The sequence below is a fragment of the Streptomyces sp. NPDC014623 genome (genome assembly GCF_043088245.1).
Classification (GTDB): domain Bacteria; phylum Actinomycetota; class Actinomycetes; order Streptomycetales; family Streptomycetaceae; genus Streptomyces.
In genome coordinates this window covers 16,141-32,583 of the sequence record NZ_JBIBZU010000027.1, presented here as the reverse complement: position 1 = coordinate 32,583, position 16,443 = coordinate 16,141, and the positions used below count along the sequence as shown (strand labels likewise).

General features: G+C 70.2%; 10 protein-coding genes and 2 pseudogenes. 10 read left to right on the top strand and 2 right to left on the bottom strand.

Annotated elements, in window-relative coordinates; all coding sequences use genetic code 11:
- The first annotated feature begins 66 nt into the window (after window positions 1-66).
- From ACF1FZ_RS31320 to ACF1FZ_RS31305, 4 genes are all read left to right on the top strand, one after another.
- Entirely contained in the window at window positions 67-6,486 is a 6,420-nt protein-coding gene (locus tag ACF1FZ_RS31320; protein ID WP_391776759.1) for an amino acid adenylation domain-containing protein, read from the top strand.
- A gap of 65 nt (window positions 6,487-6,551) precedes the next feature.
- The gene (locus ACF1FZ_RS31315; RefSeq protein WP_391776758.1) at window positions 6,552-6,776 is read left to right on the top strand and encodes an MbtH family protein; all 225 of its coding nucleotides are present in this window, start codon (window positions 6,552-6,554) and stop codon (window positions 6,774-6,776) included.
- Window positions 6,773-7,561: a thioesterase II family protein gene (locus tag ACF1FZ_RS31310; RefSeq protein WP_391776757.1), complete on the top strand. Its 789-nt coding sequence runs from the start codon at window positions 6,773-6,775 to the stop codon at window positions 7,559-7,561. Before ACF1FZ_RS31315 ends, ACF1FZ_RS31310 begins: the two co-directional genes overlap by 4 nt.
- Window positions 7,558-8,532: an aldo/keto reductase gene (locus ACF1FZ_RS31305; RefSeq protein WP_391776756.1), complete on the top strand. Its 975-nt coding sequence runs from the start codon at window positions 7,558-7,560 to the stop codon at window positions 8,530-8,532. Before ACF1FZ_RS31310 ends, ACF1FZ_RS31305 begins: the two co-directional genes overlap by 4 nt.
- A 33-nt stretch (window positions 8,533-8,565) precedes the next feature.
- Here ACF1FZ_RS31305 and ACF1FZ_RS31300 read toward each other — a convergent pair whose 3' ends face one another.
- Window positions 8,566-9,792: an MFS transporter gene (locus tag ACF1FZ_RS31300; RefSeq protein ID WP_391776755.1), complete on the bottom strand. Its 1,227-nt coding sequence runs from the start codon at window positions 9,790-9,792 to the stop codon at window positions 8,566-8,568.
- Window positions 9,793-10,262: 470 nt separating this feature from the next.
- Between ACF1FZ_RS31300 and ACF1FZ_RS31295 the strand changes: the two genes are divergently transcribed.
- The 5 genes and pseudogenes from ACF1FZ_RS31295 to ACF1FZ_RS31275 all read left to right on the top strand — a co-directional run bounded on the left by ACF1FZ_RS31295 (window position 10,263) and on the right by ACF1FZ_RS31275 (window position 15,328).
- Window positions 10,263-12,095 carry a cholesterol oxidase substrate-binding domain-containing protein gene (locus ACF1FZ_RS31295; protein ID WP_391776754.1) on the top strand — a complete coding sequence of 611 codons (1,833 nt, stop codon included), beginning with the start codon at window positions 10,263-10,265 and terminating at the stop codon, window positions 12,093-12,095.
- 431 nt (window positions 12,096-12,526) lie between these two features.
- Window positions 12,527-13,071, top strand: a pseudogene (locus ACF1FZ_RS31290) (transposase family protein); the annotation flags it as partial.
- Window positions 13,072-13,126: 55 nt separating this feature from the next.
- Window positions 13,127-13,262: pseudogene (locus ACF1FZ_RS31285) on the top strand (IS5/IS1182 family transposase); the annotation flags it as partial.
- 755 nt (window positions 13,263-14,017) lie between these two features.
- Entirely contained in the window at window positions 14,018-14,383 is a 366-nt protein-coding gene (locus ACF1FZ_RS31280) for a hypothetical protein (protein ID WP_391776753.1), read from the top strand.
- A 615-nt stretch (window positions 14,384-14,998) separates the two neighbouring features.
- Window positions 14,999-15,328, top strand: a complete 330-nt coding sequence (locus tag ACF1FZ_RS31275) for a hypothetical protein (protein ID WP_391776752.1) — start codon at window positions 14,999-15,001, stop codon at window positions 15,326-15,328.
- Between the two features lie 15 nt (window positions 15,329-15,343).
- On the opposite strand, the gene ACF1FZ_RS31270 is transcribed toward ACF1FZ_RS31275, so the two are convergent.
- On the bottom strand, window positions 15,344-15,631 hold the full coding sequence (locus ACF1FZ_RS31270) for a hypothetical protein (protein ID WP_391776751.1): 288 nt from the start codon (window positions 15,629-15,631) through the stop codon (window positions 15,344-15,346).
- 440 nt (window positions 15,632-16,071) lie between these two features.
- Here ACF1FZ_RS31270 and ACF1FZ_RS31265 point away from each other — a divergent pair, with 440 nt between their 5' ends.
- Entirely contained in the window at window positions 16,072-16,365 is a 294-nt protein-coding gene (locus ACF1FZ_RS31265) for a LuxR C-terminal-related transcriptional regulator (protein ID WP_391776750.1), read from the top strand.
- Window positions 16,366-16,443 lie beyond the last annotated feature (78 nt).

Here is a 16,443-nt window from a genome sequence, read left to right as displayed (position 1 = left end):
CGCACGCCCTGACCTGGAACAGACCGGCCGCAGGACCTGCCGGACGAACAAGTGAGGAACTGAGCAATGGCAATCACCGGATCGGAAAGCGTGCCGGCGTGCCACTCGCACGCGGCCGGCGGTACGGCCCTGACAGACCTCTTCGAGGCCCAGGTGCTGCGCCATCCCCGTCGGACTGCGGTCAGCCACGGCAGCGACGGCCTCGACTACGCCGCACTCGATGCCCGCGCCAACCGGCTGGCGCGCGTCCTGATCCGGCACGGCGCGGGACCTGAACAGCTCATCGCCCTCGCCCTGCCGCGCTCGATCGACCTCGTCGTGGCCGTTCTCGCGGTCCTCAAGTCCGGCGCCGCCTACCTCCCGCTGGACCTGCACCACCCCGGGGAACGACTGGAAAGCACCCTGCAGGACGCCCGCCCGCTGCTCCTGCTCAGCCTCGACCCCCTCGATCTGCGCACTGCGACGCCACGGCTGGTGCTCGCCACCTCGCAGACTGCCGCGGATCTGGCGGAACAGGACCCGGGGGCCCCCACCGACGCGGACCGCACCGCCCCCGTGCGCCCGGACACCGCCGCGTACGTCATCTACACCTCGGGATCCACCGGCCGGCCCAAGGGGGTCGTGGTCAGCCACCGCAACGTGGTCCGCCTCTTCACCCACAGCGCGTCCCACTTCCACTTCACCGAACAGGACGTGTGGAGCCTCTTCCACTCCTACGCCTTCGACGTGTCGGTCTGGGAGATGTGGGGCGCCCTCCTGCACGGCGGAAGACTGGTCGTGGTCCCGTACGACATCAGCCGCACCCCCGACCGCTTCCTCACCCTGCTCGCCGAAGAGCGCGTCACGGTCCTCAGCCAGACCCCGTCGGCCTTCTATCCGCTGATCCAGGCCGACCGGGACCGACCCGCGCAAGGAGACCGGCTCGCCCTGCGCGCCGTCGTGTTCGGCGGCGAGCCGCTCGACTTCGGGAAGCTGGCCGCCTGGTACGAACGGCACGCCGACGACGCACCGGTCCTGGTCAACATGTACGGCATTACCGAGACCACCGTCCACGCCACCTACACGGCGCTCACCCGGGAAGACACCCTCGGCCGGCCCGCCAGCAGGATCGGCACCGCACTCCCCGACCTGTCCGCCCACGTACTCGACGAGGCCCTGCGCCCCGTGCCGGCTGGAGTACCCGGCGAGCTGTACGTCGCCGGGCCGGGCGTCGCACGCTGCTACCTGAACCGGCCGGGACTCACCGCGGGACGCTTCGTCGCCGACCCCTTCGGTCCCCCGGGCAGCCGCATGTACCGCAGCGGTGACGTGGTGCGCCGGAACGACCGCGGCACCCTGGAGTTCCTCAGCCGCGCGGACCAGCAGGTCAAGATCCGCGGTTTCCGCATCGAACCGGGCGAGATCGAGTCGGTCCTCACCACCCACCCCGCCGTGAGCCAGGCAGCCGTCGTCGTCCGCGAGGACCGCCCCGGCGACCCGCGTCTGACCGCCTACGCCGTCTCCGCCCCCCGGACCGACGAGGCAGCGGACGACACGGCCGCCGAGCAGGTCGGCGACTGGGCGAAGGTGTTCGACTCCCAGTACGCGCACATGCGTTCCGCCCGCACCCCCGCCTTCGGCGAAGACTTCTCCGGCTGGCACGACAGCTACCGCGGCGGCGCGTCCCTGCCCGTACCCCACATGCGGGAATGGCGCGACGAAACCGTCCGCCGCATTCGCGCCCTGCACCCCGACCGCGTCCTGGAGATCGGCGTCGGCACCGGCCTGCTGCTGTCACAGCTGGCTCCCGGCTGCCAGGAGTACTGGGGTACGGACGTCTCCCGGCAAGCCGTGGACCTGCTGCGCCGCGAAGTGGCGGCGCGGCCCGCCCTGGCCCCGCGGGTCCGGCTGAGCTGCCGGGCAGCCGACACCCTCGGCGAGCTGCCCGCCGCTCACTTCGACGTCGTGGTACTCAACTCCGTCCTGCAGTACTTCCCGAACTCCGGTTATCTCCACGACGTGCTGACGCAGGCCCTCGCGCTGCTCGCGCCCGGCGGGGCCCTCTTCGTCGGCGACGTCCGGGACGCCCGCTCCCTGCGCTGCTTCAGCACCGCCGTGGAGCTGCACCGCGTCGCTGCAGACGATGACACGGTCAGGCTGCGCCGAGCCGTGGAACGCGCACTGACGCTGGAGGAGGAGCTGCTCCTGGCGCCCGATTACTTCCACGCCTTCGCCCGTCGGCAGCCGTCGGTCACCGCGGTCGACATCCAGGTCCGTCGCGGCCGCCACCACAACGAGATGACCCGCCACCGCTACGACGCCGTACTGCACAAGGCGACGACACCGCCCGACGACGCGGCCCTCCGGACGACAGCGCCCCCGCGCGGCCCGCACGCCGTGGCCCTCCCGGCGATACCGCCCGCACCCGGCCCGCACGACGCCACCGTCCGGCTGTGCCGGCCCGGCGTCGAGGACACCCCGGCCGCCCTCACGAAGTACCTGCGCGAGCACCGGCCCGCGTGCCTGCGGATGTCCGCGATCCCCAACCGGCGAACGGTCCAGGAAGCCGCGGCCGCCCGGGCCCTCGACGAGGGAGCGACCCCGGCCGAGGCGCTGGACCTCCTGTCGGCGGCCCCGCACGGAGTCGAGCCCGACGAGCTGTACGCCCTCGGTGCGGAACTCGGCTACCAGGTGGCGGTCGCACCGTCGCCGACGGACGTGGCCACCGTCGACGTCCTCTTCTCCCGCACCGGCACCACCCTGCAGGCGTACGAGCCCGCCGCAGATCTCGGCGCACCGGCCGCGTATGCCACCGGTCCGGCAGCGGCGCGTGACGGCACGCGACTGACCGCCGCACTGCGTGCGTACCTGCGCGAACAGCTGCCCGACTACATGGTGCCGACGGCGATTGTGCTCCTGGAACGGCTGCCCCTGACGGTCAACGGCAAGCTCGACCGGGCGGCGCTGCCCGCCCCGGCCGTCGAAGCCGGGTCCGGCCGTCCCGCGCGCACGGACCTCGAACGTGAGCTGTGCGAGCTGTTCGGCGAGATCCTCGGCGTCGCGGACATCGGCATCGATGACGACTTCTTCGCCCTCGGCGGTCACTCCCTGCTGGCCACCCGCCTGGTGGCACGGGTACGTACCGCGCGAGGGATCGAAGTCCCCATCCGCGCACTTTTCGACAGCCCGACCGTCGCGCAGCTGGCCGACCGCATCCGGGACCGCGGATTCGACACCGTCACCCGTCCTGCGCTGCGGCAGACCGACCGCCCCGGCACGCTGCCGCTCTCCTTCGCCCAGCGCCGCCTGTGGTTCCTGCACCACCTGGAAGGACCGAGCCGGGCGTACCATGTGCCCTGGCTGCTCCGGCTGACCGGTGAACTGGACACCGACGCGCTCCACGCGGCCCTCCAGGACCTCGTCGCCCGCCACGAAGTCCTGCGCACGGTCTTCCCCGACCAGGACGGCGAGCCCTGCCAGTGGATCCTCGACCCGGCGGACGCGTCCGCGGCCATGCCCGTACAGCACGTCACCGACGACGCGCTGACCACCGCCGTCGACGAGGCGATCGACCGGCCCTTCGATCTTGCCGGTGGTATTCCGCTGCGCGCCCACCTCTTCTCCCTCGGCCCGCACCGGCACGAACTGCTGCTCCTGATCCATCACATCGCCTGCGACGGCTGGTCCTTCGCCCCGCTGGCCGAGGACCTGATGGCGGCCTACGAGGTCCACGCGGGGGCCGTGCCCGAGACCGTTGTCACGCCCGCCGTCCCGCCCGGGACACCCGCGGGCTCCCGGGCCGACGACGTCGGTGCGGACAACTCACGTACGGGCGACTCGCATGCCGACGAACGGCCAGAGCCTCCGGTGCAGTACGCCGACTACACGTTGTGGCAGCGCGACCTGCTCGGTGACCCCGGCGACCCGGCCGGCTTGCTGGCCCGCCAACTCGCTTACTGGCGGCAGGAACTCAGTGCACTGCCCGTGGAATTGGACCTCCCCTCGGACCGCCCACGCCCCGCGGATCCCACCTACCGGGGCGCGACGGTGCCGATCACCTGGGACGCGGAACTGCACCGCGCCCTGGCCGACCAGGCCCACCACAGCGGCACCAGTCTCTTCATGGCACTGCAGGCCGCCCTGGCCGCCCTGTTGACCCGGCTGGGCGCGGGACACGACATACCCATCGGCTCACCCGTCGCCGGCCGTACCGACCATGCCCTGGACCGGTCCGTCGGGTTCTTCGTCAACACCCTCGTCCTGCGTACGGACACCTCCGGCTCCCCGAGCTTCCGGGAACTGCTCCACCGCACACGCGACACCGCGTTGGGCGCGTACGCACACCAGGAGGTGCCCTTCGAGTACCTCGTCGAGGACCTCAACCCGGCCCGCGCCATCGGCCGCCATCCGCTCTTCCAGGTGTCCCTGGCCCTGCAGAACGCCCCCGAACCCACGTGGACCACCCCCGGGCTGAAGATCGACAGCGAGCTCCTGCATCCTGGGGGGTCCCGCTTCGACCTGCTGCTCAACCTCACCGAGCAGCAGACGGCGGACGGCGCACCTGACGGGCTGACCGGATTCCTCGAATACAGTACCGACCTGTTCGACCAGGAGACCGTCCGCGGCCTGGCCGACAGGCTGACCCTCCTGCTCACCAGGGCGGTGGCCGCCCCGGAGACACCCGTCGAGGCCCTGGACGTCCTGACCCCCGAGGAGCACCGCCAGCTGCTGGCAGAACACACGCGCACCGTCCGCCCCCGGCCCGCCACCACCCTGCCCGCTCTCTTCCGGGACCAGGTCGTCCGCACCCCGGACGCTACGGCCGTGATCTGCGACGGCGACCGTCTCAGCTACGCCCGGCTCGATGCCCGTGCCGACCGGCTCGCCAGGCGTCTGAGTGCCGCAGGCGCGGGGCCCGAGCGGCTCGTGGCTCTGGCCCTGCCCCGCTCGGCGGACATGGTGGTGGCCGTACTGGCCGTGCTGAAGGCCGGCGCCGGCTACCTTCCTCTGGACCCACGCCACCCCGCGGGACGCATCGCCCTGGTCCTGGACGACGCGGCACCCGTCTGCGCGGTCGCCACCGACGAGACCTCGGCACTGCTTCCCGACGGCCTTCCGGTACTGTGCGTCGACGACGGCCTCACCGACGGTCATCTTGTCGACGGCAGTCCGCCGCAGGCACCGCTCCCCGGCAACACCGCGTATGTGATCCACACATCCGGGACGAGCGGCCGCCCCAAGGGTGTGGCGGTCCCGCATTCCGCCGCGGTGAACCTCGCGCTCTGGGCCCGCGGCGCCTTCGGACAGCAGGGGCTCTCCCACGTCCTGGCCGCCACCTCACTGACCTTCGACGTCTCCGTCTTCGAGATCCTGTGCCCCCTGCTGTGCGGCGGCAGCGTCGAGATCGTCCGTGATGTGCTGGCGGCGGCGGAGCGCCCGGCGGGACGTTGGGCGGGCAGTCTGATCAGCGGCGTGCCCTCGGCCGTGTCCCACCTCATCGGCCACCACGATGTGGCCCTCAAGGCGGAGACCGTCGTACTGGCGGGTGAAGTGCTGCCCGCCCATGTCGTCGCGGAGTTGCGGTCCGCCGTCCCCGGCGCCCGCATCGCCAACCTCTACGGGCCGACGGAAACGACCGTCTACGCCACGGCCTGGCTGGGCGAGGGCTGCAGCCACCGCACCCCGCCCATCGGCCGGCCCGTCGACAACACTCGCGTCCATGTGCTGAACGGGCACCTCCAGCCCCTTCCGCCCGGTGTGGCAGGCGACCTGTACATCGCGGGTGCCGGACTGGCACACGGATACCTCGGCCGCCCCGTACCGACCGCGGAGCGCTTCGTCGCCGATCCCTTCGGCGGCCCGGGAGAGCGGATGTACCGTACCGGTGATCTGGTCCGCCGCCACCGGGACGGCTGCCTGGAGTTCATCGGGCGGACGGACGACCAGGTCAAGATCCGTGGATTCCGTATCGAACCGGCCGAAGTGGCGGCGGCCCTGACCGGCCACCCCGGCGTCGGCCAGGCGGCCGTGACCGTGCGGGAGGACCGGTCGGGCGACAAGGGGCTGGTCGCGTACTACGTGCCGAGCCGAGCCGCACGGGTCGCGGTGACTCCCCTGCCGGAGGAACTGCGGACACATCTGGCACGGACCCTGCCCGCGTACATGCTCCCCGCTGCCTTCGTCGAGCTGGACCGGCTGCCCCTGAACGCGAACGGCAAACTCGACCGCCACGCCCTGCCCGCACCGGAAACCACCGCGGGGCACGGGGCGGGGAGGCCTCCGCGCACTCCGGACGAGAAGGCACTGTGCGACCTGTTCGAGCAGGTCCTCGGGATGCCCCGGGTCAGCATCGACGACAGCTTCTTCGACCTCGGCGGACACTCGCTGCTCGCCACCAGACTGGTCGCCCGCATACGGGCCGACCTCGATGCGAGCATCCGCGTCCGAACCCTCTTCGAAGCACCCACCGTGGCCGCACTCGCCGCGCGCCTGCACGCAGAGGCATAGAGGGCACAGCCGCTCAGAGCCATAGCCGCGCCGTTCCCGGCTCCGGGAGACAAGGAGGCAGAACCGTGCCGAACCCCTTCGACGACCCGACGGGGCCGTTCCTCACCCTGGTCAACCATGAGGACCAGCACTCGCTGTGGTCTGCGTCCGCCGAGATTCCGGCGGACTGGCACGCCGTGTTCGGCCCGGCCCGCCGCGCGGCCGCTCTCGAACACGTGGAGCGCACCTGGACCGGCATACGCCCCGCGTCCCTCTACACCGACGGTCTGCCGGACGGGGTGCGGCAATGACCCGACGCGCCTCGTTCCCGGTCCTGACGACGCTGACCGCTCCGGGGGACGGGGAAGTGGAAGCGGATCTCGTGGTCATGCCGTTCGCCGGCGGCGGTCCTTCGGTCTTTCTGTCGTGGGCAGGGCGAGTACCGGCGGCTTGGCGGCTTTCCGCCGTATGCCTTCCCGGCCGTGGACAGCGCTTCGTGGAGCCCTCGCACACCGATGCGGCAACGGCCGCGCGGGAGGTGGCCGCTGCCGTGCGGTCCCGCCCGGGCGGGGCCGGCCGCCCTCTGGTCTACCTCGGCCACAGCCTGGGCTCGCTGCTCGCCATGGACGTCGCCGCCCTGGTCGAGCCCGACCTGCTGTGCGTGGCGGGCTGCGCCCCTCCGCACCCCAGCACACCCGTGGACCACGGCCGGCTCGACCCCGCCGAACTGGAGCGCACCACCCGGGCGTTCATTACGTCCCTGGGCCCGGCCGACCCGGCGCTGCTGGAGGAGATCATCGAGCTCACCACCCCGGTCCTTCGGGCCGACCTGGAGCTGTACGACGGCCACCTGCCGCCCACCGCACCCCTGTCCTGCGACATCGTCTCGTATTACGGGGACCAGGACGACGTACCCGCACTCGCTTGGAAGCAACACACCACAGGGCGGGCGGCAGTCGTGCGGATGCCTGGCGACCACTACTTCGTCCAGCGGTCACCGGGCCCCTTGACCGCAGACCTGGAACACCGGCTGAACGCCGTCCGATCCACCCGGCCCCCGGGCTCCCGCCACGAGATGGAGGCACCCGCATCATGAAGTACACCAACCTGGGACGCTCGGGGCTGGTCGTAGGACGCCTCGGCCTGGGCACGATGAACTTCGGCCTCCACACACCTGAGCCCGAGGCGCACGCCATCATGAACCTGGCCCTGGACAAGGGCGTGAATCTCTTCGACACCGCCAACACCTACGGCGCACAGCTGGGCGAGGGGGTCACGGAGCGGATCATCGGCAACTGGCTCGCCGAGGATCCCGCCCGTCGCGACCAGATCGTTCTGGCCACCAAGGTCTACGGAATGATGGGCCTCAAACCCAACTCCGGCCGGCTGTCCGCCTTCCACGTCAGGAAGGCGTGCGAGGATTCGCTGCGCCGGCTCCGTACCGACCACATCGACCTGCTCCAGGTGCACCACATCGACCGGACCACACCGTGGGAGGAGACCTGGCAGGCACTGGACCTGCTGGTCGCCCAGGGAAAGGTCACCTACATCGGCACTTCCAACTTCGCCGGGTGGCACCTGACCAAGGCACAGGAGCACGCCCGCCGGCGCAGCACTCCCGGCCCGGTCAGCGAGCAGTCCGTCTACAACCTCTTGGAACGCACCGTCGAGCTGGAAGTGCTTCCCGCCTGCCGCAACTACGGCATCGGTCTGCTCCCCTACAGCCCGCTGCACGGCGGTCTGCTGGGCGGAGCGGTGCTACGCGGCACTGCTGACGGCCGCGCGGCGGAGCCCAAGTCGGTCAAGCAGTTGAAGCGGCACCACGATCGGATCGCGGCATACGAGAAGTGGTGCGCCGACCTCGGTCTGCCGCCCGCCCGAGTGGCCTTGGCCTGGCTGTTGCACCAGCCGGGTGTGACCGCGCCGATCCTGGGCCCACGCGTGGCCGAGCAGCTCGACCAGGGCCTCGCAGCGCTGAAGGTCTCCCTGGAGAAGGGTCAGCTCAAGGAGCTCGACGCGCTCTTCCCCGGACCCGGCGGGCCCGCCCCGGAGGCATACGCCTGGTGAGCAGGCCCGAGGGGGTGGCGCCGCCCGCCGGTATCAGCGCTGCTCGAGGGGGCTGCTCTCCACCGTCCGGCCGGATTCGGCCGGACGGACCCGCTCCCCGGGTGGCGGCAGCAGCCGCTCGGTGAGGAGTGCCGCGAACGCGACGACGGTCAGCAGCCCGCCCACCAGGAACGTGGCCCGCACGTCCCAGGCGGGCAGGACGAGACCGCCGAGCAGCGCCCCGCCGGCGACCCCGGCGTTGTAGGCACCGGAGTTGGCCGCCAGGGCGATTTCGGTACGGGCGGGAGCGAAGCGCAGCATCTGGTTCTGCGTGGCCATGAACACCGGTCCGAGCGAGCCGCCCAGCAGCGCCAGGAACGCGACGGCTGCGGCCGGGGCGGTACCGAACGCGTAAAGGCCCAGCATGCCGGCCGCCTGGGTGACCACCGGAACGGCCAGCGTGCCGCGCGGGCAGCGGTCCAGGAGCGGTCCCGCGATCGTCACCCCGACCACGCCCGCGATGCCGGAGACCATCAGCAGAGCGCTGACGGAGGTGTCGGAGAAACCACTCACGTCACCCAGGAACTTCACGAGGTACGTATAACCCGCGAACGCGCCCGTGACGGACAGCGCGGTGGTCAGCAGCACGATCTTGAACCGCCGCTTGTCTGGTGCCGAACCGTAGGCCGCGTGCGCCTCCTCCGGACGGGACGTCGGGAGGAGGACAGCGATCGTGACGAGGGAGACCAGCCCCAGCCCGGCCAGCACGACGAGCGGAACCTGCCACGCGCTCTGCTGGCCCAGCCACGTACCGAGCGGAACACCCAGCACCAGGGCCAGCGAACCGGCCACCGACAGCACCCCGATCACCCGCCCCCGGACAGCCGGTGCGAACAGGCCGACCGCCACCGGCCCCATCACCGCCCAGAACAGCGCCTGGGCGAGCGCGGTCACCAGCCGGGCGGCCATCAGCAGCCAGTAACTGGAGCCCAGCGCCGAGACCAGGCTGGACAGGACGAGCGCGGCCAGCAGCACAGTGAGCACGTGGCGGCGCGGCATGGACCGGGTGGCGTGCGCGAGAGGCAGGGAGACGACGGCGACGGTCAACCCGTAGGCGGTGACCAGATAGCCCACCGCCGAGAGTGAGACCCGCACGTCCTCCGAGATGAGCTCGAGCAACCCGATCGGCAGGTTCTCCACGGTGTTGAAGACGAACGCGGCCAGCATCAGGGCCGCGAGCACGGCCACCTTGTGCCAGCGAGCCGACGGTGCCGTTGCCATGCAGCCTCTTCCCGCTTGCCCGAGGGCTGTCCCGCACTTCCTGGCGGGCGCACGACGACAGCCACGGCACCTCGCCGCGTTGTCGAAACGCCCGGATACATCCAGTACGCGGGCGCCTCTCCGCCTTGCGATGCACCGCGTCTGACGCCACGCGCTGATCCACCAGGAAGTGCGGGACAGCCCTTATGCCGATCACACTCCGATTGAACATACGCACAACTCATCTGCCTCGTGAACCGCTTAAGGTCACATTGGCCGAGAAAGCCGTGCTGTGGGGCGGGCGGGCGGGTCCGAGCTCGCGAAGGATGGCTCGAATTCGGGGATCACTTGCTTCATTCCACGAGACGCGATCTTCACTCGTACAGGTGGATTAACCGAACGTCTGACCGTGAGGTCCTTGTTCTGGGTACCGTGCGTGCCGGACGACCCGGCAGAGCCGGTTCGCAACGGTCGGGGGCAGGGGTGCGGGGATGACGGGCGATTCTTCGATCCGGGACGGCGGACTGTCGCGGCGCGGACTGCTCGCGTCGTCGGCCGCCGCGGGCGGTGCGGTCTGGTTGCTGCGCGGGCTCGTCCGGCCGGGCAGCGCCCACGCGGCCTCGGCACCGCCGCCGGGCTTTCCGGCCGGGGTCGACCTCCACCGGCGCGTCTACGAGAACTGGGTCGGTGAAATCCGTACCGACCAGCTGTGGACGTGCGTGCCACGTGGTCCTCAGGAGGTGCTCGATGTCGTCAACTGGGCCCATGACGCCGGCTGGACGGTGCGCGCACAGGGGCGGCGGCACGGCTGGGCTCCCCTGACGGTGGCCGACGGCACACCGGCGACGGCCCGGGTCGTCCTGCTGGACACCACCGCACACCTGACCGCGATGTCGCTGGAGCGGCAGGCCGACGACGGGTCGGCCGAGGTCCGGGTCCAGGCCGGTGCCTCGCTCGAGACACTGCTCGCGTTCGCCGGCGCGAGGGGGTACGGAGTCGTCTCCGCGCCGGCACCCGGCGAGCTCTCGGTCGGCGGTGCGCTCGCCATCGGGGCGCACGGCACAGCCGTCCCCTCCACAGGTGAGATCCCGTCACCCGGCCACGGTCACGGTTCGCTGAGCAACCTGGTCACCGAGCTGACCGCGGTCGTCTGGGACTCCGTCTCCGGCCGCTACGCCCTGCGGACCGTCGGCCGGGCGGAGCCCGACTGCGGCGCGCTCCTGACCCACCTCGGCCGCTCGCTTGTCACCGAGGCTGTCCTGCGGGTGGGTACCGACCACAACCTGCGCTGCCAGTCCTTCGTGGACATCCCCGCCGCCGAACTGTTCGCCGCCCCCGGTGCTCCGGCCGGCGCACGGACGCTGGCCGGCTTCGTGGACCGTACCGGCCGGGCGGAGGCGATCTGGTTCGCCTTCACCGACCGCCCCTGGCTGAAGGTCTGGAGCGTCAGCCCGCACCGGCCCTTTGCGGCCCGTGCGGTCGATGAGCCGTACAACTACCCCTTCTCCGACTCCCTTCCCGAGCCGGTGGCCCGGCTGGCCGGCGACCTGGTCTCCGGGGCCTGGGCGAGCGCTCCGCTCTTCGGGCAGGTCCAGTACCTGCTGACCAAGGTCGCGTTGACCGGCGACCTCAGCGACGTCCTGCTCTCGGGGACGCTCGTGCGGGACGTGCTGACCGGCGATGTCCTCACCCATCTGCTGGCAGGCGGTCTGCGCTCGGACCTGTGGGGCGCCTCCCGCAACCTGTTGCAGTACGTGCGGCCCACCACGCTGCGCGAGAGTGCCAACGGATACGCCGTCCTCACCCGCCGCGCCGATCTGCAGTGGGTGGTCAGTCAGTTCGCCGACTTCTACCGCATGCTGCTCACCCAGTACGCGGCGCGCGGCGAGTACCCGGTCAACGGTCAGGTGGAGATCCGTGTGACCGGCCTGGACGACCCGTCCGTGTGCGGCGTCCCCGGCGCACAGCCCCCGCTGCTGTCGGCCCTGCGACCGCGTGCGGACCGGCCGCACCTCGACACCGCTGTATGGATCGATGTCCTCTCCCTGCCGGGCACACCCGCCCTGCACCGCTTCTACCGTGAGATCGAGCGATTTCTCCTCACCCTGAACGGCGACCGGGCGGCTGTCCGTGTCGAATGGTCCAAGGGCTGGGCGTACACCGACACCGCCGCATGGTCCGACCCGGACGTCCTCTCCCACCACATCCCCGCCAGCCACCGTGCCGGAGGCGGCCCGAGCTGGGACGAGGCGGTGACCACACTCGACCGGCTCGACCCCCACCACGTACTGTCCAGCCCCTTCCTCGACGCGCTGCTGCGCTGAACCCTGCGCGCCGGGGAACAACTGCGCTCCGACCGGAAGTGGGACCGCCGGGGTCCAGTCCCGGATCGACACGCCCGATCATTTCGCCCGCGCCACGACCATCCACGGACCGTCGTCGACGCGGATCTGGGCCCGGACGATGCCGCGTCCCCGGAACCAGGCGATCCCGGCGAAGGACACCGGTCTCGCCACCCAGCACACCCTCGACACCTGGTGCCGGTGGACCTGCCACCGGGAGGCCGCTCCGGAAGGCACACCGCCACCGCCCGCGCCACCGACAGCACCGGGCGGGTGACTGCATCGGGCAGCGCACAGGGCGGCACCACATGTGCTCCGGACCGGTTTCGCGGGCGAGTCGGCCCGGGGTGCAGGAGAGCGTCGCCAGACCGATCCCAGCGGTTCCGCCCACCGGGACGCGGGCCGTACAGGGCCCGGCCGCCGTGTGCGGGGTCGTTCACCGGCTGCGGCCACTGCTGGCGATCGAGCCGGCTGCCCGCCCCGCCGATGCTGCCGAACGGCTGTGGATCGTGGACGGAACCCTGATCCCGGTCCGGGACCGGAAGGCCGGCGCGTCCTCACGCAACTACCACTTCTCTGCGAACGTGCAGGTCGTCATCGACGCCGACACCAAGCTCGTGATCGCTGCGGCCCGCCCGGTGCCCGGCGACACCGCGGATGCCAAAACGTGGCGGGACTCCGGTCTGGCCGACGTCTGCCAGGACGTGACCGTTCCCGGTGACGGCGCCTGCATCAACACCGGATTCGTCATCCCTCACCGCAAGCGGCCCGGCCGCCCACTCCTGCCCGGCGAGGATCCGACAACGCGGAGCACCGACGCGTGCGGGCCCGCGTGAAACATGCCTTCGCCCGCATGAAGCACTACAAGATCCTCCGCGACTGCCGGCAACGCGGCAACGGCCTCCACCACGCCGTCCAAGCTCTCGCCACACTCCGCAACCACGCCCTGGCCGCATGATCCACAAGAGCACAGAACCCGGCTTCACCCGCCCGACGCCAGACCTCTGCAACACGCTTCAGCCTCGGCGAGGACACCGGCCGAACAAGGCATGGCACGGCTGAGGTCCTGGCAGATCTTCCGCAGGCCCCGCCTCGGCCCAACCGCATGACCGTCATCACCAAAGCTGCGCTCCCCTGGAAAGGAAACGCCGAAAATGCTCACCGGCCGCATTCGCTCAGTTCATCGCGTTGCATCGGGCGTTCACTCCCGCGAAAGGCGCACCAGCGAAGGCCGTGTCGAGCGAAAGCGGGACCAGACACACAATTCTGGCCACTGACGAAATAGAGGCCCCGTCGTTCGGGCACAGCAGATGCCCGAACCCTGTCCTCGTCAGCCGGTTTCCCGCCCGAATGACCGCACCCCCACATGCACATGCACATGCACACGCACATGCCATGACCAGGGAAGGGAAGCGGCAGCGCCGGTCAACCCGGTATCGCATAGACCGCCTGTCCATGCCGCCCCGCCGAGACATCACGGCGGATCCCGGATGAAGAATTACACGAGCCCTAAAACACCCAAGATATGCCAAACCACGATCATCGGGCAGGAATTCAGCGCCATCCGCACCTGCGTCCGCACGCCCGATTACTGGGCATGAAACCCGCCAGGCTGCCACACGTCGTTGACACGACCGGGACGGGTCACAGAGACTCGTATTCGGTAGGGCCGATTCTGACAGCTAGCCGAATTCCGGAAAGGAACTCGGATGACCTGCGATGATGTCGGGCGCCCAAAAACTGCCCGCACCTCCGTGCATCAAAATTCCGCCGCACGGCGAAGCAGGCAGGAGGTGAAGAGGCGTCATGAAATACTTGCAAGATGTTCCTCACACCGACGACTGCTTGATACTTCCGCCAGCGAATGCCACGTGGTTCATCCACGCGGTTGGAGAAGAAAAGCGATGAGTACAGACATCGTCTCACCCACCGGATCGCGTGCCCTGATACCACCTGATACAACACGCACCTCGATGGCGCCTTTCATCGAGAAGAACGTTTCCACGACGGGGCCGGTCCTGGCCCGCCCCTCCGGTTACCACTCCGGTTTTATCGACGAAGGAAGAGAACCCGGCAGAACCGGCACCAAGAAATCGGCCCGCGCGAGCCTCATGATGGTCGTCGCCGACGGATTCGGGATACGTTCCGGAGACGTACGGGCCCTGGTAGCAGTGGTCAAATCGCCGCACAACGCGGCGCTGCTCCACGATGACATCGCGGGTTCCGACGACCTGCGGCGGGACCGGCTACGTGAAAGACAGCCGGTCTGAGTCCGGCGATTCACACCGGAGACACACCCCAGGGGTCGCCCTGGAACTGGTCATGGACGACTCCGCACCCGGAAACAGGGAAACCGCCCAGCCATCCGCCCCGGGGCACACCGGCCAGGCCCGCAAACCCGCCCTCCGACCGGGCCTGGGCACCGCAACGGCGACGTACGAGCAGGTGGTGAGAGAGAAGAGAGTGTCGGCACCGCTGCAGTTCGCGCTGGGGGCACCGGTGGTGCGAAGGCACGCAGGAGCGCCGGCCACCCTGCGCGACGCGACCCGACACCTGGGCATCGCCCATCCGGGCAGACCTCAAGCACCGCGACCTCGCCCACCCCGTCCAGGCCGCCCATGTCGCCGGGCCGGCAGTGGGAGGCCGAGGGCACCATCGAGACACACCTGCGCACACCGGCCGGCCCCATCGGGGAAGCCGGTGGCCGCCGGACAGCCGAGGAACTGCCCTGACACCACCTGGGCACGGTGGTCAATCACCTGGGACAGACGGGACCTACCCCGCCGCTACCACCGAACCGACCATCCCGTTCGGCCTCATCGCCAATCGCACGGCATGCCCTCACCATCCGCAGGCGCGACACCTCGATAGGAGTAGCCCCCACAATGCCCTCTACTCACTACAGTTCCGCTCCCCCCGTCATCCGCTCCGGGTTCGAGCGGCGCACGCAGGCCCATCACGGGACCAGTATCCAGAACCCGGCCGACCTCCCGCTGGGCGCGGAGGGCGGGCTGCGCCGCCGCTACGCCGCTGACGGCTTCAACAGACCCGTGCGCGAAGTCCCCGGGACCGAACGGAGGGTGGCCGTGCTCGCCGAGACGGGCCGCACAAGGAACGAGCGGGTCGGGCTGGTCCCGCACGGGCTCGCCCCGCTCCCCTCCGGCGGCCGTGTCTGCTCGGGGCTCGCACGGGTGCCGCACCCGGGTGGCCGCTAGGCCGTTTCTCCTGGGTCACCGCGCGGACCGGATGAAGACGGCGGCGAAGTAGACGGTGGAGGTCTCGTCGTAGCGGGTGACCGGACCGTGCCACCGCTTGAGCTTGTTGATGCAGCTCGCGACGGTGGTGCGCTGCTTGCAGGTGCCGCGGTCGAAAACCGGTGGTCTGCCGCCACGGCTGCCGAGACGCTTGGGGTGGGCCGCTTGGTCGGCCGGCTGCGGGATCACCGCCCGGATACCGCGCCGCCGCCGCAGGTGGTTGCGGATCGCCCGTGCCGAGTACGCCTTGTTGCCCAGGACCACGTCTCGTGTGGTCCTGGGCCGACCGACCGGCCGGGGACCACGGCTTCACGAAATGCGGGCGCGCCACCGCGTCGGCCATGCGTGATGACGAGCGCGAGCGGACGGCGGTGGAGCTGAGGGCCTTCCCGGCGCCGACCCGGGCGAGCAGGGCGGTGGAGACCTCCTCCCAAGTGCCATCGGCAGCCCACTTCCGCAGGTGGTTGTGGACGCCCTCCACGGCCCGGAATGCTCGGGCAGGCCCATCCATGGAGTCTTTGCGCGGCACTTGAACGCGATCCCGCCGATCATCTTCCGGTGATCACGCCACCGACCTCATCGCTTCGGTGTCCGGCCCGGCAACAACGGCTTGTTCCTCGTCCACCGGACATCGCTCAACGACACACACCAACCAATGAACAGGTCATCCGAAAGACACGGCCCACCCGGGCTGTACGGAATGGATGGGTGCCATGGATATGGGTCAGAATGGCTGCGAAGTGTCCCAGCCGGTCGGTGGCTGGGTTCCCAGCTCGATCCAGGTCAGGATCCTGGAGGGTGTCGCGGCCGGCTTCTCCAGCGGACGACTTTCGAGAGAGTTGTACCTCAGTTCGAAGACCATCGACTACCACGTCCGCGTCATGTCCGACAAGCTTCAGGCGCCGAATCGTGTCGCGTTGGTCTCGAGGGCGTTCGTCCTCCAGATTCTACGAACAGATGTGTGGCCCCCGCGCATCGCCTGGGAAACGGTGGATTAGTGCCGGGTGGTTGGCGAGATCGCATTCCGCACGTTAATACACGACCGGCTGCGTCATCGTGTGACTGCGCCCTTCCCC

Bases quoted from the DNA above. Each gene is read 5' to 3' on its own strand.
- ACF1FZ_RS31320 (WP_391776759.1), top strand. From the start codon at position 67: ATGGCAATCACCGGATCGGAAAGCGTGCCGGCGTGCCACTCGCACGCG.
- ACF1FZ_RS31310 (WP_391776757.1), top strand. From the start codon at position 6,773: ATGACCCGACGCGCCTCGTTCCCGGTCCTGACGACGCTGACCGCTCCG.
- ACF1FZ_RS31305 (WP_391776756.1), top strand. From the start codon at position 7,558: ATGAAGTACACCAACCTGGGACGCTCGGGGCTGGTCGTAGGACGCCTC.
- ACF1FZ_RS31300 (WP_391776755.1), bottom strand. From the start codon at position 9,792: ATGGCAACGGCACCGTCGGCTCGCTGGCACAAGGTGGCCGTGCTCGCG.
- ACF1FZ_RS31295 (WP_391776754.1), top strand. From the start codon at position 10,263: ATGACGGGCGATTCTTCGATCCGGGACGGCGGACTGTCGCGGCGCGGA.
- ACF1FZ_RS31280 (WP_391776753.1), top strand. From the start codon at position 14,018: ATGAGTACAGACATCGTCTCACCCACCGGATCGCGTGCCCTGATACCA.
- ACF1FZ_RS31275 (WP_391776752.1), top strand. From the start codon at position 14,999: ATGCCCTCTACTCACTACAGTTCCGCTCCCCCCGTCATCCGCTCCGGG.
- ACF1FZ_RS31265 (WP_391776750.1), top strand. From the start codon at position 16,072: ATGGGTGCCATGGATATGGGTCAGAATGGCTGCGAAGTGTCCCAGCCG.